This window comes from Pseudoduganella dura (genome assembly GCF_009727155.1).
GTDB lineage: Bacteria > Pseudomonadota > Gammaproteobacteria > Burkholderiales > Burkholderiaceae_D > Rugamonas > Rugamonas dura.
Genome location: NZ_WNWM01000002.1, coordinates 2,533,657 through 2,556,272, shown reverse-complemented (window position 1 = coordinate 2,556,272; position 22,616 = coordinate 2,533,657). Strand labels below are relative to the sequence as shown.

20 protein-coding genes are annotated in these 22,616 nt (G+C 67.5%); 17 read left to right on the top strand and 3 right to left on the bottom strand.

The window, feature by feature from the left end:
* The first annotated feature begins 9 nt into the window (after positions 1–9).
* From GJV26_RS11225 to GJV26_RS11185, 9 genes are all read left to right on the top strand, one after another.
* Positions 10–1,578 carry a hypothetical protein gene (locus GJV26_RS11225; RefSeq protein ID WP_155708894.1) on the top strand — a complete coding sequence of 523 codons (1,569 nt, stop codon included), beginning with the start codon at positions 10–12 and terminating at the stop codon, positions 1,576–1,578.
* Positions 1,579–1,616: 38 nt separating this feature from the next.
* Positions 1,617–2,777, top strand: a complete 1,161-nt coding sequence (locus GJV26_RS11220; RefSeq protein ID WP_155708893.1) for a hypothetical protein — start codon at positions 1,617–1,619, stop codon at positions 2,775–2,777.
* A 297-nt stretch (positions 2,778–3,074) separates the two neighbouring features.
* Entirely contained in the window at positions 3,075–4,073 is a 999-nt protein-coding gene (locus GJV26_RS11215; protein WP_229427921.1) for a 3-oxoacyl-[acyl-carrier-protein] synthase III C-terminal domain-containing protein, read from the top strand.
* A 44-nt stretch (positions 4,074–4,117) separates the two neighbouring features.
* Positions 4,118–5,125, top strand: coding sequence for an NAD-dependent epimerase/dehydratase family protein (locus GJV26_RS11210; RefSeq protein ID WP_155708892.1), 1,008 nt, complete (start codon positions 4,118–4,120; stop codon positions 5,123–5,125).
* Positions 5,122–5,970 (top strand): MBL fold metallo-hydrolase, encoded by an 849-nt coding sequence (locus GJV26_RS11205; protein ID WP_173346184.1) that lies wholly within the window; start codon positions 5,122–5,124, stop codon positions 5,968–5,970. Before GJV26_RS11210 ends, GJV26_RS11205 begins: the two co-directional genes overlap by 4 nt.
* Positions 5,954–7,312 carry a F390 synthetase-related protein gene (locus tag GJV26_RS11200; protein WP_155708890.1) on the top strand — a complete coding sequence of 453 codons (1,359 nt, stop codon included), beginning with the start codon at positions 5,954–5,956 and terminating at the stop codon, positions 7,310–7,312. Before GJV26_RS11205 ends, GJV26_RS11200 begins: the two co-directional genes overlap by 17 nt.
* A complete protein-coding gene (locus GJV26_RS11195; protein ID WP_155708889.1) occupies positions 7,305–8,453 on the top strand; it encodes an ATP-grasp domain-containing protein in 1,149 nt (382 codons plus the stop codon). The genes GJV26_RS11200 and GJV26_RS11195 overlap by 8 nt, the downstream gene beginning before the upstream one ends.
* On the top strand, positions 8,444–9,559 hold the full coding sequence (locus tag GJV26_RS11190) for a GNAT family N-acetyltransferase (protein ID WP_173346183.1): 1,116 nt from the start codon (positions 8,444–8,446) through the stop codon (positions 9,557–9,559). The genes GJV26_RS11195 and GJV26_RS11190 overlap by 10 nt, the downstream gene beginning before the upstream one ends.
* Entirely contained in the window at positions 9,559–10,599 is a 1,041-nt protein-coding gene (locus tag GJV26_RS11185) for a Rieske 2Fe-2S domain-containing protein (protein ID WP_155708887.1), read from the top strand. The genes GJV26_RS11190 and GJV26_RS11185 overlap by 1 nt, the downstream gene beginning before the upstream one ends.
* 3 nt (positions 10,600–10,602) lie before the next feature.
* On the opposite strand, the gene GJV26_RS11180 is transcribed toward GJV26_RS11185, so the two are convergent.
* Positions 10,603–11,151 carry a nuclear transport factor 2 family protein gene (locus GJV26_RS11180; RefSeq protein ID WP_229419267.1) on the bottom strand — a complete coding sequence of 183 codons (549 nt, stop codon included), beginning with the start codon at positions 11,149–11,151 and terminating at the stop codon, positions 10,603–10,605.
* Between the two features lie 126 nt (positions 11,152–11,277).
* Between GJV26_RS11180 and GJV26_RS11175 the strand changes: the two genes are divergently transcribed.
* The 6 genes from GJV26_RS11175 to GJV26_RS11150 all read left to right on the top strand — a co-directional run bounded on the left by GJV26_RS11175 (position 11,278) and on the right by GJV26_RS11150 (position 18,591).
* Positions 11,278–12,999 (top strand): NYN domain-containing protein, encoded by a 1,722-nt coding sequence (locus GJV26_RS11175; RefSeq protein WP_229419266.1) that lies wholly within the window; start codon positions 11,278–11,280, stop codon positions 12,997–12,999.
* Positions 13,000–13,220: 221 nt separating this feature from the next.
* On the top strand, positions 13,221–14,072 hold the full coding sequence (locus GJV26_RS11170) for an MOSC domain-containing protein (protein ID WP_155708886.1): 852 nt from the start codon (positions 13,221–13,223) through the stop codon (positions 14,070–14,072).
* Positions 14,073–14,083: 11 nt separating this feature from the next.
* Entirely contained in the window at positions 14,084–15,211 is a 1,128-nt protein-coding gene (locus GJV26_RS11165) for a GGDEF domain-containing protein (protein ID WP_155708885.1), read from the top strand.
* Positions 15,212–15,227: 16 nt separating this feature from the next.
* On the top strand, positions 15,228–16,313 hold the full coding sequence (locus GJV26_RS11160; RefSeq protein ID WP_229419265.1) for a TonB family protein: 1,086 nt from the start codon (positions 15,228–15,230) through the stop codon (positions 16,311–16,313).
* A gap of 328 nt (positions 16,314–16,641) precedes the next feature.
* Complete coding sequence (locus GJV26_RS11155; protein ID WP_155708883.1) at positions 16,642–17,301, top strand: TonB family protein; 660 nt, start codon at positions 16,642–16,644, stop codon at positions 17,299–17,301.
* 189 nt (positions 17,302–17,490) lie between these two features.
* On the top strand, positions 17,491–18,591 hold the full coding sequence (locus tag GJV26_RS11150; RefSeq protein ID WP_229419264.1) for a TonB family protein: 1,101 nt from the start codon (positions 17,491–17,493) through the stop codon (positions 18,589–18,591).
* On the opposite strand, the gene GJV26_RS11145 is transcribed toward GJV26_RS11150, so the two are convergent.
* Positions 18,566–18,895, bottom strand: a complete 330-nt coding sequence (locus GJV26_RS11145) for a YnfA family protein (protein WP_155708881.1) — start codon at positions 18,893–18,895, stop codon at positions 18,566–18,568. The two genes, GJV26_RS11150 and GJV26_RS11145, sit on opposite strands and share 26 nt — an antisense overlap.
* 11 nt (positions 18,896–18,906) lie before the next feature.
* Positions 18,907–20,880, bottom strand: coding sequence for a monovalent cation:proton antiporter family protein (locus GJV26_RS11140; RefSeq protein ID WP_155708880.1), 1,974 nt, complete (start codon positions 20,878–20,880; stop codon positions 18,907–18,909).
* 167 nt (positions 20,881–21,047) lie between these two features.
* Here GJV26_RS11140 and GJV26_RS11135 point away from each other — a divergent pair, with 167 nt between their 5' ends.
* Together GJV26_RS11135 and GJV26_RS11130 are read left to right on the top strand one after the other, a co-directional pair.
* On the top strand, positions 21,048–22,046 hold the full coding sequence (locus GJV26_RS11135) for a KpsF/GutQ family sugar-phosphate isomerase (RefSeq protein ID WP_155708879.1): 999 nt from the start codon (positions 21,048–21,050) through the stop codon (positions 22,044–22,046).
* Positions 22,046–22,588 carry a KdsC family phosphatase gene (locus GJV26_RS11130; RefSeq protein WP_155708878.1) on the top strand — a complete coding sequence of 181 codons (543 nt, stop codon included), beginning with the start codon at positions 22,046–22,048 and terminating at the stop codon, positions 22,586–22,588. Before GJV26_RS11135 ends, GJV26_RS11130 begins: the two co-directional genes overlap by 1 nt.
* Positions 22,589–22,616: the final 28 nt, after the last annotated feature.

Here is a 22,616-nt window from a genome sequence, read left to right as displayed (position 1 = left end):
AGGAAGCCAATGCCAACTACCCCACCAGCAAACTTCTCGAACTTCGCCCAGCAACCCCCCGGGCAACACCGCGAGCTGGGGCACTACGTTTCCACCGACACCACCTTCCCCACAGCGTATCTAAGGGCAGTAGCCGCCATCGCCAGCTCCGACGGCATCCTCAACGTCGCGGACTTCAACGCACTGAACGATGTAGCCTCGCTGCTGAACGATTCCGCCCTGGCCCGGGTGGTCCTGCTGGAATACGTCGAACACCCGCTCCCCTGGAAAGAAGCCTTCGCCGACCTCCACACCGCATCCGCCGGCATCGAGCAGGCAACCGCGGCAGCGGCGTTCGAAGCGGCCAATGGCCTGCTGTCCATCCAGGGCACCCGCAGCCGGGAAATGGCCAAGAATTTTGCCGACGCATTGCGCCATCAACTCCGCCCGGGCGAGCTGGAAGCCTTCCCTGCAGACGAGCAAACCCTCTGGAACAAGGTAAGCCTGGGTTCGGTGCGCATGCTGAAGGGCCGCAAATATGCCGACCTCGCCGACCTGTGCGTTCGCGCCACCGGTGACGTGCGCCTCGCCGCTGCCGTACTCGAATTCGAACAGGGAACGCTGGACAAGGCGGAACTGGCCCAACTCATGAGCGCGGCATGCGCGCGCGTCAGCCAGGATATCGCCGCGTTCAACGAGCGTATCGCGGACTTTGAAAACAACCGCGACACGGCCGTCGGCTTCCTCGACTCGGCCGATGAACTGCAAAAGCAGGTCGGCCAGCGCCTGGCCATCGCCGACGCGCGCATCGCGTTCGAACGCGAAACCTTCGACGAGGATCTGGAAGAATATATCCACGACGCCGGCAATGCGTTCGAAAAGGAAGTCGTCGATCGCCTCAACACGGACGAGTGGAAGCGCGGGGTGGTCTGGGAAAGCATCGCCAGCTCCACGTTCGGCAAGGAACTCGAGCGCCGGGTGAACCGGATCATTTCCCGGCGCGAGAAATCGCTTCGGCTGATCCACGAGGATCTGCGCATGTTCCAGGAAGACATGGTCCTGTCGCGCAGCACGATCCTGAAGCGGCTGCATCACACCGAGCTGGCGGGCGCGGCGCCTGCGCTGCGCTGGGGCACGCGGTTCAAGAATGGCGCCGAGGATGCCACCAACATCACGCTGAAGGCGGGCGGTGCGGCGGCCATCGGCACCGGCGCGGCGGCCTATTTCCTCGGTGCGGCCGTGGTCATGCCGGTGATCGCGCCGGTGGCGCCCATCGTCGGCGGCGCGCTGCTGGTGGCCGGCGTCTTCAAATGGATGATGAATCCGGCGGAACGAAAGAACAATGAAATCGGCCACCAGCGCGAGATGTTCGAAAAGGCGTTCCGGCAGCAGCTGGAGACGGCGCGCCAGGAACTGACGGCGCAGCTCGATGCCACCGAACGGCAGTTCCACGAGGCCGCGAACCGCATGGTGCAGCCGGTGATCCTCGAAGCGCAGGCGGCGGACCGGCTGGCCACGCTGCACCTGAAGATGGCGCGCAAGCTGAACGACCATTCGCAGAAGGCGCTGGCGGAAATGCTGACGGCGCTGCCCAAGTGAAGTAACAGACCTGCAGGAACAACGCGACTGGGAGCACAATGGATAAGCCATGCAACCCTGGAATCAACCCGCATATCGAGGCCGGCGCTGATATCAAGCGCAAATACCTGGCAGAGGCCGGCCTGAATCTTTTTTCCGCTGGTCCTGCCCAGTTCAGACCTTCGGACATTTATCGCTTTGGTACTCACCCACATTTTCGGGCAGCGCTTGAAGGAACCAACATATATCTTGTGTGCCGACGCAGGCGCATTGCGGTGGATCCCCACTCGATCAAGTTGAAGCAGGATGGAATCCATGGAGAGTTCCTTGTCTATGGCGACAGCTGTCATGAGTGGGAGTCCGAAAAATTTTATCCCGACACAGGAATGACCGGCCCGGACGGGCTCCCAATGAAGCTTGTGGACGCAAGGCCCGCCGATCCGTTTGGCCATGCTGTCGAATTGCTCGATGAACGAGGGCAGCGAGTGCTGGTACCCAGCTGCGCCCTGATTCCACATAGCAAGCACAAGCTCGGGGATCGAACCCGCCTGGAGGTTTTGTATGTCGGGCAAACTTTTGGCAAACTCGGAAATAGCCTGTCGGTTGACCGACTGAGCAGGCACACAACGCTCCAGAGAATCCTTGCGGAGTCCGCCGATCAAGGTGGGCAAAACGAAATCCTGCTCTTGGGATTTCAATACGGTAATTCCAAGAACATACTTTCTTCCGCCGGTGCCTCTTGGGTCGAGCCAAGTGCCACTTCGCAGGAAGAACAGGCGCATTTGTTGAAAACAGGGCGGCAAACGTTCAACCGCAAGGAACGCATCCTTCTGGCTGAAGCAGCGCTCATCAATTATTTCAAGCCCCACTACAACGTGATGCATCGCGATTCGTTCAGCCGCAGCAATAGTCGAAAACTCAAGACTTTACAGTCCCTGTTGCGCGAGGATTTTTCAGCGTTGGTCGTTGAAATTAATACAGCCAACCTCTCGGCGAAACTGTGGTCGAAAACTGCTCCACGTGGCGCATTGTCGACCTATTTTACGGAGCAAAAGATTGAGGAGATGAGGAACAACGTGCGCGCCTCGGGCTCAACGAATGGGGATGACGAGTTTGACGACTGGATAAAAGAACAAACGCATGCGCACATCGCGAAATTCGCTCTCTATGATCGAGCGGAGCGGGAAACGTTCCTGCACGCGCTGCCCTGGGCCGACTAAAGCTCGAACCTCTTCAACCCTCTGGCAGCGGCTACGCCAGGTGCCCTGAACCTTTGACGACGAAGAATACATCCGGCACGCTGGCTATTGTGGCAAGTCAGGAACGATTCCGGAAGCCTTCAGTCGCAACAGCACATGCGCGTCCAATGTTGCAACAGATCGCCATCCAAGGTATCGAAATCCGATACTCTGTTGCACCAACGTGCCACAAACGAGAAACTTATTGCTTTGCATCATCAGGTGCCTATCATGGACGCCATCGTGCCACCCGGCACAGCATCGATGAGGTAACAGCAGGTGAACTCCAGGACCACACGAATCGTCGGCAGCGGCATGGCCGTGCCGGCGCGGCAGGTGAGCAGCGCCGAGCTCGATCGCGAGCTGGGGCTGCGCACCGGCACCACGTTCCGGCAGACGGGCGTGGAGCGCCGCTTCCTGTCCACCACCGAAACGGCCGCGCAACTGGCAGCCCGGGCCTGCGAAGCGGCGCTGGCCGATGCCGGGCTGCGCTGGGAGGATATCGATTGCCTGGTCGCCGCCTCGGCCACCATGGACCAGGCGCTGCCCTACAACGCGGCGCTGGTCCACGCCGAGCTGGGGCTCGATCACCGGCGCACCGCCACGTTCGACATCGGCGCCAGTTGCCTGTCGTTTCTGGCCGGCCTGGATGTGATGAGTTACCTGGTGGAGGCGGGGCGCTACCGCCACGTGATGCTGGTATCCGCCGACATCGCCACCTTCGGCCTCGACTGGACCCGGCTGAAGGAGGGCGGCATCTTCGGCGACGGCGCGGCGGCGGTCGTCATCCGCAAGGCGCTGCCCGGCGAGACGGGGGCGCTGCTCAGCTCCAGCATGGTCACCCTGTCCGCCGGCGTAAATCACTGCCGCATTCCCGCGGGCGGGTCGCGGTTCCATCCGCGCCGGGTCGCCGGGCCGATCGAGCCGCTGTCGCTGTTCCGGATGGAGGGTAAATCCGTGTTCCGGCTCGTCGCCGCGGAATTGCCCGATTTCGCCCGCCGCCTGCTGGACCAGGCCGGAACGGCCATGGACCGCATCGCCGCCGTAGTGCCGCACCAGGCCAGCCAGCTGGCGCTCGATCATCTGGCCAAGCGCCTGGGCATCCCGGACGGCCGGCTGGTGGACATCTTCGCGCGGTACGGCAACCAGGTGTCGGCATCGCTGCCCACGGCATTGCACCTGGCGCTCTCCGAAGGCCGCGTGCGGCGCGGCGAGCAGCTGATGCTGATCGGGACCGGCGCCGGGCTGACGATGGGCGGCATGGTCTTGACCTATTGAGCGACGTATTTGACTGACATGTTGAACAACCCATCAAGCCTCCGATGAAAATCCTCGTTACCGGCGGCACCGGCTTCCTCGGCCGCCACCTCGTCTGGCGCCTGGCGTCCACGCAGGCCGAAGTGGTGTTCACCGGCCGCAATGGCGCCGCCGCGGCGCAGGTGCTGGCGGCGGTTCCGCAGGCGCATGAGCGCGTGCGCTACATCGGCATCGACCATGGCACCGCCGGTGCGGAAGACTGCCTGCGCGATGCGGCCGAGGGCGCCGATGCCATCGTCCACTGCGCCGCGCTGGCGTCGCCGTGGGGCACGAAAGCGGCGTTCCGGAAGGGGAATGTCGCCTCCACCGCGGAAGTGCTGGCGGCGTGCGCCGCGCACCGCATTTCGCGCCTCGTGCATGTCTCCACGCCCAGCATCTACTTCGACTACCGCGACCGCATCGGCATCGCCGAGGATGCGCCGCTGCCGCCGCCCGTCAACGAATATGCCCGCAGCAAGCGCGAAGCGGAACGGCTCGTGCAGGCCGCGGCGTTGCCGCACGGCGTGGTGCTGCGCCCGCGCGCCATCTTCGGCCCGTGGGATGCGGCGTTGCTGCCGCGCCTGTTGCGACTGATGCGGCATGGCCGCGTGCCGCTGCTGCGCGGCGGCCGGGCGCTGCTCGACATGACGTACGTGGACAACGCGGTCGATGCGGTGCTGCTGTCCCTGCGGGTGCCCGCCGCCGCGCGGACGCGCGTGTACAACATCAGCAACGGCGAGCCGATCGCCGTGGCGGCGCTGTTCGAACGCATCGCCGCCGGGTTCGGCGTGCCGGTCGACACGGTGCACCGGCCATACTGGCTGGCCGACCTGGCCGTGCGCGCGCTGGAACTGGGCGCGCGGCTGGCGCCCGGCTGGGAACCGCCGGTCACGCGCTATTCGCTGGGCACCATCGCGTTCTCGCAAACGCTCGACTTGAAGAATGCCCGCGACGGCCTCGGCTACGCGCCCGCCGTAAGCCTCGACGAAGGCATCGCCCGCACAGCCGCATGGTGGAAAGGGCAGGGCGCATGACGATGCCGAGAGTTGAGTTCCGGCTGATGAAGGCGGGCCATTGCACGCACCCGGAATGCGTGGCCCAGCGCGGCGGCCGGTGGGCGTCGGTCATGTTCCCGGCGCTGTGCGGCCTGCTGCGCCATCCACAGCGCGGCTGGATCCTGTTCGATACCGGCTACAGCAGCCATTTCCAGGATGCCACGCAGCCGTTCCCAGAACGCCTGTACCGCTGGACCACGCCGTTCACGTTGCCGCGCGAGGAAGTGCTCGCCGCGCAGCTGCAGCGCCTCGGCATCGCGCCCGGCGACATCACGCATGTGGTGATGTCGCACCTGCACGGCGACCACATCGCCGGCGTGCGCGACTTTCCCGCCGCGCGCCTGATCGCCATGCGCGCCGAAGTGCAGGCGATGGATGCGCGCTCGCGGTTCGGCAACCTCGTGCACGGCACGCTGCCGGCGCTGCTGCCGGCCGATTTCCGCCAGCGCGTGGCCTATGCCGACGATGCCGCGCAAGTGGCCCTGCCGCCGGAACTGGCGCCGTTCGAGCACGGCTTCGACCTGTTCGGCGACGGCAGCGTGCTGGCGGTGCCGTTGCCGGGGCATAGCCGCGGCCAGATCGGCATCGTCTTCCGCAAAGAATGCGATCGGCTGGTGTTCATGAGCGCGGATGCCTGCTGGGGCCTGGCGGCGCTGCGCGCGGATCGCGGGCCGGGCTGGCTGGCACGCCGCATCTTCGACCGCAGCGACCGGTATGAAGAAACCTTCCGGCGCCTGCGGCGGATGGATGCCGGCAGCGGTGCCCCCTGGCTGATCCCTTCGCATTGCGCCCAAACGTGGAAAGACTATGACGAGACTCGCTGAACTGGCCATCGTGGTGTTTTATTTCCTGCGCACGCGGGCCTTGCGCTTCCGTTCGCGCGAAGCGCTGCTGGCGTGGCAGCAAAAGCGGGTCGATGCCTTCCTGCGCCGGCGCCTGCCGCAACTGCCGTACTACCGCGATCACATCGGCGCCGCGCTGCCGCAATTGCCGGTGATGGACAAGCCGGCCATGCTGGCCAACTTCGCGGCCCTGAACAACGTGGGCATCGGCCTCGACGAAGCCACCGCCACCGCGCTGGCCGCCGAAGCCTCGCGCGATTTCCGGCCGCTGATCAAGGGCGTGACCGTCGGCCTGTCGAGCGGCACGCAGGGGCCGCGGGGCGTGTTCATGGTGGCGCGCCGCGAGCAGCTGCGCTGGGCCGGCATCATGCTGGCGCGGGTGCTGACGGGCGACCTGCTGCGCCGGTTGCTGTGGGGCCGGCAGCCGCTCCGGGTGGCATTCTTCATGCGCGCCAACAGCAACCTGTATGGCACGCTGGCGAGCCGCCGCATCGATTTCCGCTTCTACGACCTGCTGGGCGGGCTCGACGCGCACCTGGCCGCGCTGCAGGCCCAGGCGCCCGATATCCTCGTGGCGCCGGCGCGCATCCTCGGCAGGATCGCCGCGCTGGCGCTGGAAGGGCGGTTGCAGCTTGCGCCGCGCAAGGTCATCGCCGTGGCCGAGGTGCTGGAGCCGGATGACCGGCAGCGCATCGAACGGGCATTCGGCGGCCCGGTGCACCAGCTGTACCAGTGCACCGAAGGCTTCCTGGGCCATACGTGCGAGCACGGCACGCTGCACCTGAACGAGGAATTCGTGCATGTCGAGCCGGAGTGGCTCGATGCCGGGCGCACACGCTTCGTGCCCATCGTGACGGATTTCACGCGCACCACCCAGCACTTCATCCGCTACCGCCTGAACGACACGCTGCGCGTGCGTGCCACGCCGTGCCCTTGCGGCAGCGCCGCGCTGGCGCTGGACGCGGTGGAAGGGCGCTGCGACGATATCCTGTGGCTGCCGGCCGCGGACGGCGGCGAACTGTCGGCGCTGTATCCGGACATGATCCGCCACGCGATCTCCATCGCGCCGCGGGCATTGCCGGACTACCGCATCGAACAGCATGGCGCCGCGCTGCGCATCGGCGTTGCCGGCGACGACGGGGCATCGTTCGACGGGATCGTGCAGGCATTGCAGCTGGCGGCGGGGCGGCAGGGATTGACCGCGCCGGTGTGCCGACCGATGCCGTTCGCCGACACGGCGGAACACATCAAGCGCCGCCGCATCCTGTGCGCGGTGCGCCCCGTGCTGGCCGATTTTGTCACGGCGGAGCCTTCCCATGCGTAGTGTGCTCATCCTCGGCGGCCGCGCCCCCGTCGCGCTCGACCATGCCCGGCGCTTCGCCGCGCAAGGCTGGCGCGTGGTGGTGGCCGACAGCGTGTCGTGCCGCCTGGCCGGCTGGTCGCGCGCGGTGGCGGCCACGGTGCGGCTGGCGCCGCCGCGCCATGCGCCGGCGGCGTTCGTCGCCGGGCTGAACGCCGCCATCGCGCGCGAGCGCATCGACATGGTGGTGCCCACCTGCGAAGAGGTGTTCTTCCTGTCGCGCTACCGTTCGGCGTTGCCGGCCGGGTGCCGCATCGTGGCCGACGACTTCGACAAGCTGCGGCTGCTGCACAGCAAATGGGAATTCGCCCGGCTGGCGGGCAGCCATGCGCCGGCCACGGCGCTGGTCGACAGCGTGGAACAGGCGCGCGACTGGGCGGCTGGCCGGCCGCTGGTATTGAAACCGGAGTTTTCGCGCTTCGGCGTGCACGTGCGGCTGCATCCGCGGGGAATGCCCGCCACGGCCGCGCCGCTGCCGGCGCTCGGCGCCTGGGTGGCGCAGGCATACTGCGAGGGCACCGAACTGTGTTCTTACAGCGTCGCCACGCGGGGCCGCCTGACCGCGCATGCGCTGTACCGGCCGGTGCACCGCCTGCACCGCAGTTCCAGCTATTACTTCGCGCCCCATGCCTGCGAGCCGATCCGGCAGTTCGTCGCCGCCCTGGTGGCCAGGCTCGATTTCACCGGGCAGATCTCGTTCGACTGGATCGATACCGGCGACGGGCACCCGCGCGTGCTCGAATGTAATCCGCGCGCCACCAGCGGCCTGCACCTGTTTTCGGAACAGGATGCCGTGCCGGCCGCGCTCGACGGTACCCATCCGGCGTGCGTGACGCCGCAAGGCGCGCAGGCGCGCATGCTGGCGCCGGTGATGGTTTCGGCCGGCTTCGCGCAGGCGCTGGCAGGCGGCAGGGCAGGGCAATGGCTTCGCGACGCGCGGGGCGCCCGCGATGTGATCACCGCGCCGGGCGATCGCGCGCCGGCGGCGGGCGCCCTGCTCGACATGGCCTGGTTCGCCCGCACCGCATGGCGGCAGCGCTGCACGCTGCGCGAAGCGGCCACCAGCGATATCGAATGGGACGGCGAGGATCTCGCATGGGCGTGAGCCCGGCATCCGGCGCCGGTTTCAACGACCGCGCGGAGCGTTTCGGCCGCATCCATGCCGGCCGGCCCACGCCGCCGTTCGTGCGCAACCTGGCGACGGAACCCACCCTGCTGCGGCATGGCGGGTTGACGTTTCCGTGCACGATCAATCATGCCGAGCCGGATAACGCCTGGGTCTGCTCTCCGGTGGCGACCTACGGCAGCTACGTCATCGAGGAGATCGGCCGCACGGTGCCGCCGCCGTTCGCGTGGCCGCTGCAGGCGCTGTGCCGGGGCTATCGGGGCGTGCTGTCGCTGGCCCGGGCCGACCAGGCGGTGGCCATCAACAACTGGATGCTGAGCACGAACCTGTACCCGGCCTTCGAGCCCGCGCGGGACGCGGATGCGCTGGCCGGCATCGTCGACGAAGCGCTGCGGCGCTGGCCCGGGCATGCGATCTGGTTCCGCTCGCTCAATGCGCGGCACGACGGCGCCTGGATCGCCGCCTTGCGCGGCCTGGGCTTCGACCTGCTGCCCAGCCGGCAGGTCTACCTGTTCGACGACCTGCCGCGCGCCAGGCACGCCAACCTGCGGCGCGACCTGAAGCTGCTGGGCGGCACGCCGCTGGCCGCCAGGGTATCGGCGGATTTCGGGCCGGCCGATTTCGCCCGCGCCGAGGCCCTGTACGGCTGCCTGTACCTGGACAAGTATTCGCGCCTGAACCCGCATTACACGGCCGCGTTCATGGAACGCTGGCACGCGGCTGGCCTGCTGGATTTCTGGGGCCTGTGCGATGGCGGCGTGCTGCAGGCGGTGGTCGGCACGTTCCGCCAGGGCGGCACGATCACCGCGCCGATCGTCGGCTACGATACCGCGTTGCCGCAGGCGCTGGGCCTGTACCGGCTGCTGATGGCGCATGTGCTCGACACGGCACGGCGCGACGGGTTGCAGGTCAACCTGAGCGCCGGCGCGGCGCGGTTCAAGCGCCTGCGGGGCGGGCGCCCCGCGCTGGAATACAGCGCGGTGCTGAGCCGGCACCTCCCTGCGCCGCGGCGGGCGGCTTTGCGTGCCTTGCGTGGCATGGCCGAGGGGATCGGCGTGCCGATGATGCGCAGGCTGGAGCTGTGATGGACTGGCCGGTCGCGATCCGGCGCCACTGGTTCGTGGCGGCACGCTCGGACCGCCTGCGCGCGCGGCCGCTTGCGGTGACCGTGCTGGGAGTGCCGCTGGTGGTCGGGCGCATGCCGGCCGGCGGCGTTTTCGCCTTCGAGGATCGTTGCCCGCACCGGCAGGTGCCGCTGTCGTGCGGCCGCATCACCGCGCAGGGCCTGCAATGCCCGTACCACGGCTGGACCTTCGGCGGCGATGGCCGGTGCACCGCGGTGCCGGGGCTGGCGCCGGACACGGCCGCTCCGGCCGTGAGCGCCAGGACGGTCGCGTGCCAGGAGCACGATGGCCTGGTCTGGGTGCGGCTGGCGGCGCCGGCCGGCGCCGACCCGGCGCGGCCCGCGCTCGCCGATACGCCTCCCGCCTCGATGATCGCGGGCCTGGCCGGAGGCAGTTCGCTGCAATGGCAGGCTTGCTGGAAGGCGCCGGTGCTCGATGCGCTCGAAAACTTCCTCGACCCGCTGCATACCCACGCGGTGCATCCCGGCCTGGTGCGGCGCGACGGCCGGCGCCGGCCCGTTGCCGCCGCGGTGCGAACGACGGACGAGGGCTTTCGCATCGATTATCGGGGCCAGGAGGAGCAGAGCGGCTGGCTGTACCGCCTGTTCGAATCGCCGCGCGTTTCCGAGTGCGCCGTGTTCGCCGGCGCGGCGTCAGCCCGCCTGGAGTATCGCTACCGGAACGGCAGCGCGGTGGATATCACGCTGCATTTCACGCCGGCCGCGCCCGATGAAACTCATGTATTCGCCAACGTGGCGGTGGCCGGCCGCCGGGCGCCACGCTGGGCCTTGCGCCTGTTCGTCCAGCCGTTGCTGGCCAGGGTGGCACGCCAGGACCAGCGCATCGTCGAGCTGCAGGCGGCCAACCGGCGGCGTTTCGGCGACAGCGCCGCCGTCTCGACACGGCTGGACCTGGCCAGGCCCTACCTGGCCGCACTGTGGCAACCCGGCACGCAATTCTGCCGGGAAACGTTCGAGCGGGATGTGGTGCTGTACCTCTAGCCGCTACTTGTCCGCCGCCTTGTCCTTCGCCTTGTCCTTCGCCTTGTCCTTCGCTTCAAACTCCGCGATTGCCTTGGCGAACCCGTCCACAAGCGCGTTGGGCACCGCCAGCGACAGCTGGTAATGCTCGATCAAAAACCCGTTACCGGTATTGCGCAGCACGCCGCTGGCCTGGCAGGTGCCCATCCGGGTGCTCAGCTGTTCGTCGAACCACACGTAGCGCCGGTCGGACGAAAAATACACGTTGCGCTTCTGCGCCGTGAAGCTCCACGCCTTCTTCGCGTCGAAATACGGTTTTGCCCACGCCCTGAACTGGTCGCGCGTCCAGACTTCGCTCCTGTCGGTGCCGATATAGACGCCGTTCGGGGCGATCTTGTCGAAATACGCGGGGCGCGTGTGGGCCGCATCGTCGTGCCAGCCGTCGACGAAGGCGTTCACCTGCCGGGTGAACGCGGCGGCATCGGGCAGCTGCGCCCGGGCGGGGGCAGCCAGGGCCACGGTGGCAACGGTAGTAGTAACGGCAGCGGCGAACATGGGGTGGAACAAGCGCATCGAATCCTCCTGGCTGGCGAAATGGCGAGCATACCTCAGCGGCGCGGATAGCCGGATACAAGGCGCGCGTGGCTGCCCGCAAGGCTGGCTGTATAATCAGCGGCTTCACTTCTACCCTAGAGACTCATGGCTTCCAACGATAATGTCAGCATGGCGCTGTTCTGCGACTTCGAGAACGTGGCGCTCGGCGTGCGCGACGCGAACTACGAAAAATTCGATATCAAGCCCGTGCTGGAACGCCTGCTACTCAAGGGTAGCATCGTGGTCAAGAAGGCTTACTGCGACTGGGATCGCTACAAGGCGTTCAAGGCGCCGATGCACGAGGCGAACTTCGAGCTGATCGAAATCCCCCACGTGCGCATCTCCGGCAAGAATTCGGCCGACATCCGCATGGTCGTGGACGCTCTGGACCTGTGCTACACGAAGGCCCATGTCAACACTTTCGTCATCATTTCCGGCGACTCCGACTTTTCGCCGCTGGTCTCCAAGCTGCGCGAAAACAACAAGAAGGTGATCGGCGTGGGCGTCAAGGATTCCACGTCCGACCTGCTGGTGGCGAACTGCGACGAATTCATCTTCTACGACGACCTGGTGCGCGAGAGCCGGCGCCAGCGCCGCGACGTGCGCGACGTGCAGCAGCCGAAACGCTCGCCGGAAGAGGAAAAGCGCAAGCGCGACGAATCGGAGAAGCGCCGCGCCGAGGCGCTGGACATCGCCTACGAAACGTTCGACGCGCTGATCGCCGAACGGGGCGACAGCGGCAAGATCTGGGCATCGGTGCTCAAGGAAGCAATCAAGCGCCGCAAGCCGGACTTCAACGAAGCCTATTACGGCTTCCGCACGTTCGGCAACCTGCTGGAGGAAATGAAGGCGCGCGGCCTGCTCGAATTCGGCCGCGACGAGAAATCCGGCGCCTACGTGTACCGCAGCAGCACCGCGGCGATCCCGGCAACCGTCGATCTGGCGGATGCCGATGTGGCGACGGGCGAAGCGGCAACGCCGGCACCCGAAGCGGAAGCCCAGGGCGCGCGCGAAGGGCGCCGCGGCCGTGGCAACCGCGGCGGGCGCAATCGCCGTCCCGGCGCACCGGAAGCGGTGGAAGCGGTGGAAGCCGCGGCACCAGCCGGACCGTGGGGCACGCGCAGCGAAGCGAACGACGAAGCCGGCGATGAAACCAGCGACGACGTGGCTGACGAGGTGCCTGATGACGTGGCCGACGAGGTGAGCGAGGACCTGGCGGAAGACCTGGGCGAGGAAATCGCCGACGGCGCCGAACTCGATGCGGACGAAGTGGCCGTGGCGCTCGAAACCGCCGCCGCCGATTACGCCAGCGAGCTGGCATCGGCCGAGCGCGCGCTGGAAGAAATGGCCCGCGAAGTGAAGGAAACGCGCCGTGCACGGGCCGCCGAGGCGGCTTCGGCCGCTTCTGCCGCCCAGCAGGCGGCCCAGGCGCTGGCCGCGCTGCATGCCGAAACCGAAACCGAAGCCGACGCCGCGCCGGAAGCCGAAGCGGTGGCCGAAGCACCAGCGGAAGAGCCGGCGGAAGCCGCGCCGGCCAAGCGCACCCGCACGCCGGCACGCAAGCAGGCGACGGCCAAGAAGCCTGCGCGCACCAGCAAGGCGGCGAAAGCGGCCGCGGCCAGCGCCGAAGCCGTGCCCGCTCCGGAACCGGAAGAGGAGCCCGCTCCGGCGCCGGAACCGGTCGCCCGGGAAGAGGTTGCGCCGGCGGAGCCGGCCGCGCCGGAAGCCGACGAGGCACCGCAGCCCGTCAAGAAGCAGCGCACTCCTTCGCGCAGCAGGCTGCCGCGCAAGCCGAAGAGCAAGCCCGAAGGCGACAGCGAAGGCTGACCGGGGCTGCTGCCCGATGCAAAGGATCGCCGGCGCCTGCCGGCGACGATTTCGCCCCCCGATCGCCGGCCATGTGCCGGCGATTTTCTTTTCCGCCGCCGTTTCGGCAACCGGCAACAACGATCGGCAACCATCGGTCACCATCCGCGGCCATCCGCAATTTACTGCCGCCTTCTTTGCTGCCATACTGCACGGCATCAGAACCTTCCGGCGGCACGTCCATGGCAATCCTGTCCGAAATCACCCTTTATCCGATCAAGTCCTGCGGCGGCATCGCGCTGCAGACCGCCACGCTGACGCGCGCCGGCCTGATGTCCGAGCAGATCTACGACCGGGAATGGATGGTGGTCGATGCGGCAGGCAACTACCTGACCCAGCGCGAGCATCCGAAGCTGGCGCTGGTCACGCCGCGGCTCAAGCGCGATACGCTCGAGCTGCGCGCGCCGGGCATGCTGCGCCTCGAGATCCCGCTCGGCCTGCCGGACCCGGAAACGGCGCCCACGCTGACCGTGCAGGTATGGGACGACACGCTGCCGGCGTACGACTGCGATGCGCTGACGGCCGCCTGGTTCGGCAACTACCTCGGCGTGCCATGCCGCCTGGTGCGCTTCCACCCGAGCGCGCTGCGCCTGGTCAGCCCGAAATGGACCGGCGGCGTGGAGGCGACCACGCTGTTCTCGGACGGCTATCCGATCCTCGTCATCGGCGCCGGTTCGCTGCGCGACCTGAACGAGCGCCTGGAACGGGCCGGCCGCGCGGCGCTGCCGATGAACCGCTTCCGCCCGAACCTGGTGGTGGACGGCATCGATGCCTACGAGGAAGATTATGTCGACACGTTCCGCGCCGGCGAGGTGGTGCTGAAACCGGTCAAGCCGTGCCCGCGCTGCCCGGTGCCGTCGATCGACCAGGCCACCGGCGAACCCGGCCCCGATCCGCTCGACATCCTGCAAGGCTACCGCGCCAAGCCGGAAGTGGATGGCGGCATCTGCTTCGGCATGAACAGCATCCTGCTCGAAGGCGACGGGCATGCCGTGCGCGTGGGCCAGGAAGTGCACGCCGAGCTGGCATTCTGAGCGGGCAGCCGATGGCAGACACGAACGAAGACCTGGCCGCGGAAAACCGCGCGCTGCGCGCCCGCATGGCCTGGATGCTGGAACAGGCCGAGCGCAACCACGACATCATGATGCGGCACCAGGCGTTCGACCTGGAGATCGTGGGCGCCACCAACTTTCCCGACCTGGTGGGCAGCATCTTCCGCACGCTGCCCGTGATCTCCGAGCTGGAAAGCGTCACGCTGTCGCTGGTCGACGAAGGCGACGATATCCGCACCGTGATGGAACGGCTGGGGGTGGAATTTTCCGCGTTTCCCGACCTGCTGTTCGTGGCCGGCACCAGCCAGCTCGAACTCGGGGCCGCGGACGGCACCGCCGCTCCGCAGCCGCTGCTCGGCACCTACGACGCGGTGCGCGATGCGCGCCGCTTTCCCGGCCCGGCGCACCCGCTGCAGAGCGTGGCCATCGTGCCGCTGCTGCGCAACCGGCGCATGATCGGCACGCTGAACCTGGGCAGCATCGACCCGGCCCGCTTCACGCCGAGCCTGGGCACCGATTTCGTCGAGCACATGGCGTCGATCATCGCGATCTGCCTGGAAAACGTGATCAGCAACGAGATGCTGAAGTACATCGGCCTGACCGATTCGCTGACGGGCGTGTACAACCGCCGCTACCTCGACCGCCGCCTGCTCGAGGAAATCGCCAGGGCGCGCCGCCAGCGCTACGACCTGTCGCTGATGTACATCGACATCGACCACTTCAAGCGCGTCAACGACACGGTGGGCCACCAGGGCGGCGACGAGGTGCTGCGCGAAGTGGCCAACCGCATCAAGGGCGAGTTGCGGCTGTCGGATGCGCTGGCCCGCTTCGGCGGCGAGGAATTCGTCGTGCTGCTGATCGACGCCGATCTCGACAGCGCCGCCTTCGTGGCCGAACGCATCCGCGCCGGCATCGCCTCCGCGATGATCGTGCTGGCGGGCGGGCTGCAGGTGTCGATCACCGCGTCGATCGGCGTGGCCTGCCTTGCCGCGGCCGACGAGGGCGCCATCGTCAGCGTGCCGGAAATCGCCGCCCGGGAACTGATCGCCCACGCCGACGGCGCGCTGTACCAGGCCAAGGCGGGCGGACGGGACCGGGTGGTGCGCCATGCCGGTTACTGAGTTGTCACGGAAAGCCATGCACCTTGCCCGCCTGGCCCTGTCGATCGTCGCCACGATGCTGTGCGCGGCGCCCGCCCCTGCCGCCACCACGCCGGCCGTTGCCGATTTCAGCACCTGCGACAAGCCCGTGTGGCCAAAAGAGTCCGTGCTGAAGTCGCAGCACGGCACGGTCACGCTGGCGTTCATGATCAGCGAGGGTGGCGCGGTGACGGATTCGAAAGTCGTCGAGTCCAGCGGCTTTCCGTTGCTGGACATGGCCGCGCGCGACGGCATCATGAAATGCCGCTTCGTGCCGGCGACGCAGGATGGCAAGGCACGGGCCGCGTGGAAGCAGATGCAGTACGTATGGAAGCGGGAACCGGTGGCACCCGACCCGGCGGCATTGGCGGCCATGATCGGGGCCGACCGCGAAGCCGCCGGCGCCGGCGATACCGCCGCCGCGTTGCGGCTGGCGGAACACTTTCTGCTCACCGAGGAAGGCATGGTCGACAAGGAGGAGGGCGGCAGGTGGCTGCGCAAGGCGGCCGCCGGCGGCGATCCGAAGGCGATGGAATTCCTGGGCTCGATGCTGTTCGAAGGCCACGGCGTAACGCAGGACAAGGTGGAGGCGGTGCGCTGGCTCGAACGGGCCGCGGAAGCGGGCAGCCCGAGCGCGCAGACGTTTTATGGCCTGCTGCTGATGCATGGCGACGGTGTCGCGAGAAACGAACCGGTGGGCGAGCAATGGGTAACCAGGGCGGCGCGGCAGGGCCATGTGCACGCGCAGGTGCAACTGGTGGGACTGCGGCTGGCGCGCGGCACCGTGGACGCGGACACGATCGCGCTGCTGCAACGCGCCATCGACCAGGGCAACGCGTCGGCCTGGATGTTCCTGGCGCGCTGCTACGAGATCGGCGCCGGCGTGACGCAGGACGGGTCGAAGGCGTTCGCGCTGTATGCGAGGGCGGCGGCCCGCGGCATCGCCGAAGCGACGGGCACGCTGGCCATTCTGTACAACAAGGGCATGGGCCTGCCGGAAGACCGTCTGGCCGCCAGGACCATCCTCGGGCTGGCCGAGGAGCCGCCGACCGATATTGTCATGCCCGCGGCTGCGGCGCAATAACGGCCATGCCGCCTGGCGATGCCGTCCGCGGTGCGCGGCGCCGGTAGCCGTGAAACGTTCCAGGCTATTGATTTGCAAGTAAAAAAAGGCTGATCGCCGCAAGTCCGGTTGGCGGTAATATGGCGTGCACCGTCCGATAATGCCGACCAACGCACGGAGACTCCGGGCGCCTTGCGCGCTTGATCAGCCTTTCTCTCCCGCCCATATCCATCATCGCCGCGCGTGCTGGCCATCCCCGGTTTCAATGCCTGCGGCAAGCCCGCGTGGCCGAAGCACCGGGTGGTGCGCCACAACGCTCAATCATTTCCACATGAAGGAGACGAAGCGGATGCAAAAATTACGTTTGTCCTGCGCTGCCGTGCTGGCATCGATGGTCGTGACCCCATCGGTTTTCGCCGCGCCGGCGCAGTCGTGCGAAAAGCCGGTCTGGCCCAGGGAGTCGCTGCGCTTCGAACAGGAGGGCAAGGTCACGCTGGCGTACTTGCTGGATGAAGACGGAGCGGTGCGGGATTGGAAAGTGGTGAAGTCCAGCGGGTTCCCGCTGCTGGACGTGGCCGCGCGCGACGGCATGGCCAAATGCCGCCTCACGCCGCGCGTGAAGGATGGCAAGCCGGTCGCTGCCTGGATCAGGATGCAATATGTGTGGACCCTGAGATCGTCCGCGTCCACCGATCGCGAGAACGCTTACGCGGCAGCAAGCGCCACGCAGAAAGCCGCGATCGCCGCCGAGGCCGACAGCGGCACGCCGCGGGCGATCGAACTGCTGACGAAGGCCGCCGTGCGGGGCGACGTGACGGCCCAGCTGTGGCAGGCTGCGCGTTATGAAGCAGGCAAGGGCGTGCCCGTGGATCATGTCGCGGCGGCGGCCTGGTACGGCAGGGCTGCCGAGGCCGGCGACAGCACGGCCGCGGAAGCGCTGGCGCGCTTGCACGAGCAGGGGCTGGGCATATTGCCGGACCCTGCCGCGGCTGGTGTGGTGAACCGCTAGTTCGTTGATCACTTGGGACGTCCGAGACTCCATGCAGTGCTCGAGTCGCTGGCGTCCGACACCAGTGACTCGAACGCCAAACGCTCCAGGCTATTGATTTGCAAGTAAAAAACGGTACCCGAGGCGTATCCGGCTGGCGGTAATATGGCGTGCACCGCACGACAATACCGACCAACGCACGGAGAAACCATGCACCTCGCCCGCCTCGCCCGCACGTCCCTGTCCATCATCGCCGCGGCGCTGTGCGCCGCGCCCGCCCTTGCCGCCAACACGCCGGCCATCGCCAATTTCGACACATGCGACAAGCCCGTGTGGCCGAAGGAGGCCCTGCGGCAGGAGCAGCAGGGCAAGGTCACGCTGGCGTTCATGATCAGCGAGGGCGGCGCGGTGACGGATTCGAAGATCGTCAAGTCGAGCGGCTTTCCGCTGCTGGACATGGCGGCCCGCGACGGCATCATGAAGTGCCGCTTCGTGCCGGCCACGCGGGACGGCAAGCCGCAGGCGGCGTGGATGAACTTGCAGTACGTATGGACGCTGCAAAAGAAGGCGGCAGACCCGGCGGCGGCCGCGGCCGCGTTCGAAACCGACCGCGAAGCGGCCGAAGGCGGCGATGCGGCCGCCGCGTTGCGGGTGGCCAAGCATTATATGACCGCGGCGAACGGCGCGCACGACCCGGAGAAGGGGGCCTGGTGGCTGCGCAAGGCGGCCGACGGCGGCGACGTCCAGGCGATGGAACTGCTGGCGTCGATGCTGTTCCAGGGCCGCGGCATCGCGCAGGACAAGGTGGAGGGGGCGCGCTGGATCGCGCAGGCCGCGGAGCGCGGCGTCGCGAACGCCCAGGCGATCTATGGCATGTTGCTGCTGCGCGGCGACGGTGTCACGAAGAACGAGGCGCTTGGCGAAGAATGGCTGCTCAAGGCCGCGCAGCAGGACCATCCGCCGGCACAGGCGCAACTGGCTTCGCTGCAGCTGCGGCGCGGCACCGTGGATGCCGGCACGATCGCACTGCTGGAGCGCGCGGCCGAGCGTGGCGAACCGGCGGCCCGTGTCATGCTGGGACGCTGCTACGAGCGGGGCACCGGCGTGCCGCAGGACGGGGCAAAAGCCTTCGCCCTGTATGCCCGGGCGGCGGCCGGCGGCAACGGCGACGCGAAGCGCGCGCTGGCGAACCTGTACGACCAGGGAGTCGGCCTGTCGGAAGATCGGCTGGCTGCCCGGACGATCCTCGGGCGCACCGGCACGGAGCCGGCCGGGAATGCGGTCGCTAAACCCGCGGCTGCAACGCAATGACGGCCATGCCGCCCAGCGCCAGGGCGGCGCCCAGCGCATCCCAGCGCGTGAGCGCGATGCCGTCCACGAAGCGCAGCCACAGCAGCGCCACGGCGATGTACATGCCCCCGTACGCCGCATAAGTGCGGCCGGCGGCGGCCGGGTGCAGCGTCAGCAGCCAGGCGAACAGGGCCAGGGAAGCGGCCGCCGGCATCAGCAGCCACGCGGGCCGGCCGCCTTTCAGCACCAGCCACGGCAGGTAGCAGCCGGCGATTTCGGCCAGCGCCGTGACGGCGAACAGCAAGGCAATCCTCAACATCTCCATGGCAGCCGCCGTCAGCCCAGCAACTGGTGCTCGGCGCGCGCCACCGCCTGCGCGTTGCCGCGCAGGACGACCACGTCGCCCGCTTCCAGTACCGTGCCCGGCGCGCCCTCGAGCCGCCCCTTGCCGCGCCGGATCGCCATCACCTCGGCGCCCTCGACATCGAGCTCGCCCACGGTGCGGCCCACGCAGTTCGATGCCTCCGTGAGCGTCACCGTGTGCAGCCGCGTCGCTTCGGTGTCGTCGCCCACATCGCTGATGCCGTGGAAGTAGCCGCGCAGCGACGCATAGCGCTCCTCGCGCGCGGCCTGCACGCGGTGCACCACTTTACGAAGCGGCACGCCCAGCATCACCAGCGCGTGCGAGGCCAGCATCAGGCTGCCCTCCATCAGTTCCGGCACCACTTCGGCGGCGCCGGCCGCCTTCAGGCGATCGAGGTCGGAGTCGTCGTGGCTGCGCACGATCACCGGCAGCGTGGGCGCCATCTCGTGCACCAGGTGCAGCACCTTCAGCGCCGACGGCGTGCTCGCATACGTGATCACCAGGGCGCTGGCGCGGTAGATGCCGGCGGCCACCAGGCTCTCGCGGCGCGCCGCGTCGCCATACGACACGCTGGCGCCTGCCAGGCGGGCTTCCTGCACGCGGGTCGGATCGAGATCGAGCGCGTGGTAGTCGATGCCTTCCTCCTGCAGCAGCGTGGCCAGGCTCTGGCCGCTGCGGCCGAAGCCGGCCACGATCACGTGCTTCTGGGTGGACATGGTGCGCGCCGCGAGCTTGGTCAGGTTCAGCGACTGCATCATCCATTCGTTGCTGGAGAATTTCAGCACCAGCTTGTCGGAATGCTCGATCAGGAACGGCGCCACCAGCATCGACAGCACCATCGAGGCCAGCACCACCTGGATCACGAACGGGTCGACGAGCTCCATGCCGCCGGCCACGTTCAGCAGCACGAAGCCGAATTCGCCGGCCTGCGCCAGCGCCAGGCCAGTGCGCATCGACACGCCGTCCGACGAGCCGAACAGCTTGGCCAGCCCGGCGATCAGCGCGAACTTCAGCGCCACCGGGAGCACCAGGAGCAGCAGCACGAGCCACCAGTTTTCCAGCACCACGCGCACGTTGAGCAGCATGCCGATGGTGATGAAGAACAGGCCCAGCAGCACATCGCGGAACGGCTTGATGTCCTCTTCCACCTGGTGCTTGTATTCGGTCTCGGAGATCAGCATGCCGGCCACGAAGGCGCCCAGCGCCAGCGACAGGCCGGCGCGCTCGGTGATCCAGGCCGCGCCCAGCGTCACCAGCAGCAGGTTCAGCATGAACAGCTCCTGCGAGCGCCGCTTGACCACCACCGTGAACCAGCCGCGCATCAGCTTCTGGCCGAAGAACAGCAGCACCACCAGCACCACCACCGCCTTCAGCGCGGCCCAGCCCAGCGTGACGAGCAGGTTGTCGGGGTTTTTCGCCAGCGCCGGGATCAGGATCAGCAGAGGCACCACGGCGATATCCTGGAACAGCAGGATGCCGATGATCTTGCGGCCATGTTCCGATTCCAGCTCCAGCCGCTCGGTGAGCATCTTGACGACGATCGCCGTCGACGACATGGCCAGCGCGCCGCCCAGCGCGAACGCGGCCTGCCACGAGATGTGGATCGACGGCGGCAGGGCGCGGGCCATCAGCCAGCCGAAGGCCAGGGTGGCCACGATCGTCAGCCCCACCTGGGCCATGCCCAGGCCGAACACGTCGCTGCGCATCGACTTGAGCTTGGGAAGCGAAAATTCGAGGCCGATCGAGAACATCAGGAAGACCACGCCGAATTCGGCCAGCGCATGGGTGGCGTGGCTGTCGTCGGCCAGGCCCAGCGCGTTCGGGCCGATCAGGATGCCGACGGCCAGGTAGCCGAGCATCGGCGGCAGGTGCAGCATGCGGAAGGCCACCACGCCCAGCACGGCGCTGCCCAGCAGCAGGAGGGTCAGTTCGAGAGGGGAAAACATGCCAATGAAGGGAAATATCCGTGAACGGTGCGCTGGGCTGGCCGCCCCGGTGCGCGGGCAGGGGGCCGGTTGGTTCGCCGGTTATTCCATGTTTGTAACATCTGGCAAGTTTTTTGCTTTCCCAATTCGGCTATACTTTCGGCATGAGTGTAACCCATGAAAAAACAATGCTGAAAGCTTTTGATGCAACAACCGCAAGCCGTGCGCTGGTGCTGGCGCGCGAAGCCCTGCAGATCGAAGCGGATGCGCTGATCGCTTTGCATTCTCGTCTGGAAACGGATGAAAGCGTAGGGAAAGCCGTCACGCTGCTGCTGAACTGCAAGGGCCGCGTTGTCGTGTCCGGCATCGGCAAATCCGGCCACATCGCCCGCAAGATCGCCGCCACGCTGGCGTCCACCGGCACCCCGGCGCTGTTCGTGCATCCGGCCGAAGCGGCGCACGGCGACCTGGGCATGGTCACGCCGGACGACGCGTTCATCGCGATTTCGTATTCGGGCGAAAGTACCGAACTGATGGCGATCCTGCCGGTGGTCAAGCGGATGGGCGGCGCGGTGATCTCGATGACCGGCAAGCCGGAATCGAGCCTGGCGAAACTGGCGGACGTGCACCTGGATGTTTCCGTGGCCAAGGAAGCCTGCCCGATGAACCTGGCGCCGACCGCCTCCACGACCGTGACGCTGGCGCTGGGCGACGCGATCGCCGTGGCGCTGCTGGACCTGCGCGGTTTCAGGGAAGAGGATTTCGCCCGCTCGCACCCGGGCGGCGCGCTGGGCCGCCGCCTGCTGACGCACGTGCGCGACATCATGCGCCAGGGCGATGCGATCCCCGCGGTGGCGACGGATACCCGGCTGCCGGATGCACTGATGCAGATCACGCAAAAAGGCATGGGCATGACCGCCGTGGTCGATGCACAATACCGCCCGGTGGGCGTGTTCACGGACGGCGACCTGCGCCGGATGATCGACAAGGTGCAGGACTTCGGCAAGGTCGTCATCGGCGACGCGATGCATCCCAACCCGCGCACGATCGGGCCGGACAACCTGGCCGTCGACGCCGTCGCCATCATGGAAGAGCACCGCATTAACCAGATGCTGGTGGTCGACGACAGCGGCACGCTGGTCGGCGCGCTGCACATCCACGACCTGACCCGCGCAAAGGTGATCTGATGAAATCCACGGTGATCGACGCGGCCCTCCTGGCCCGCGCCGCGAAAATCAAGCTGTTCATCTTCGACGTCGACGGCGTGCTGACGGACGGCTCCCTGCATTACGGCGCCGAAGGCGAGGCGTTCAAGACCTTCAACGTGCAGGACGGCCTGGGCATCAAGCTGCTGCAGGAAGCCGGCGTGCTGACGGCCATCATCAGCGCGCGCCGCTCGCCGCAGGTGACGGCCCGCGCGAAGGACCTGACGATCGATTTCGTGCACCAGGGCGGGCACGACAAGCTCACGCCGTTCAAGGCGCTGCTGGCCCAGCAGAACCTCACCGAGGAGCAGGTGGCCTTCATCGGCGACGACGTGGTCGACATCCCGATCCTGACGCGCGTGGGCCTCGCGCTGGCGGTGCCGAACGGCCGGCCGGAAGTGCTGGCGCGCGTGCATCACGTGACGAAGAATCCGGGCGGCCATGGCGCCGTGCGCGAAGCGTGCGAACTCGTGCTGCGCGCGCAGGGCAGCTACGACCGCGTGTTGGCCCAGTTCCTGATCTGACATGCGGGGTTGACATCAAATGGGAGAA

Coding starts and splice junctions, on each gene's coding strand:
- GJV26_RS11135 (WP_155708879.1), top strand. CDS start 21,048: ATGCTGAAAGCTTTTGATGCAACAACCGCAAGCCGTGCGCTGGTGCTG.
- GJV26_RS11195 (WP_155708889.1), top strand. CDS start 7,305: ATGCGTAGTGTGCTCATCCTCGGCGGCCGCGCCCCCGTCGCGCTCGAC.
- GJV26_RS11150 (WP_229419264.1), top strand. CDS start 17,491: ATGCACCTCGCCCGCCTCGCCCGCACGTCCCTGTCCATCATCGCCGCG.
- GJV26_RS11170 (WP_155708886.1), top strand. CDS start 13,221: ATGGCAATCCTGTCCGAAATCACCCTTTATCCGATCAAGTCCTGCGGC.
- GJV26_RS11155 (WP_155708883.1), top strand. CDS start 16,642: ATGCAAAAATTACGTTTGTCCTGCGCTGCCGTGCTGGCATCGATGGTC.
- GJV26_RS11185 (WP_155708887.1), top strand. CDS start 9,559: ATGGACTGGCCGGTCGCGATCCGGCGCCACTGGTTCGTGGCGGCACGC.
- GJV26_RS11225 (WP_155708894.1), top strand. CDS start 10: ATGCCAACTACCCCACCAGCAAACTTCTCGAACTTCGCCCAGCAACCC.
- GJV26_RS11210 (WP_155708892.1), top strand. CDS start 4,118: ATGAAAATCCTCGTTACCGGCGGCACCGGCTTCCTCGGCCGCCACCTC.
- GJV26_RS11180 (WP_229419267.1), bottom strand. CDS start 11,151: ATGCGCTTGTTCCACCCCATGTTCGCCGCTGCCGTTACTACTACCGTT.
- GJV26_RS11200 (WP_155708890.1), top strand. CDS start 5,954: ATGACGAGACTCGCTGAACTGGCCATCGTGGTGTTTTATTTCCTGCGC.
- GJV26_RS11160 (WP_229419265.1), top strand. CDS start 15,228: ATGCACCTTGCCCGCCTGGCCCTGTCGATCGTCGCCACGATGCTGTGC.
- GJV26_RS11130 (WP_155708878.1), top strand. CDS start 22,046: ATGAAATCCACGGTGATCGACGCGGCCCTCCTGGCCCGCGCCGCGAAA.
- GJV26_RS11220 (WP_155708893.1), top strand. CDS start 1,617: ATGGATAAGCCATGCAACCCTGGAATCAACCCGCATATCGAGGCCGGC.
- GJV26_RS11145 (WP_155708881.1), bottom strand. CDS start 18,895: ATGGAGATGTTGAGGATTGCCTTGCTGTTCGCCGTCACGGCGCTGGCC.
- GJV26_RS11165 (WP_155708885.1), top strand. CDS start 14,084: ATGGCAGACACGAACGAAGACCTGGCCGCGGAAAACCGCGCGCTGCGC.
- GJV26_RS11190 (WP_173346183.1), top strand. CDS start 8,444: ATGGGCGTGAGCCCGGCATCCGGCGCCGGTTTCAACGACCGCGCGGAG.
- GJV26_RS11140 (WP_155708880.1), bottom strand. CDS start 20,880: ATGTTTTCCCCTCTCGAACTGACCCTCCTGCTGCTGGGCAGCGCCGTG.
- GJV26_RS11175 (WP_229419266.1), top strand. CDS start 11,278: ATGGCTTCCAACGATAATGTCAGCATGGCGCTGTTCTGCGACTTCGAG.
- GJV26_RS11205 (WP_173346184.1), top strand. CDS start 5,122: ATGACGATGCCGAGAGTTGAGTTCCGGCTGATGAAGGCGGGCCATTGC.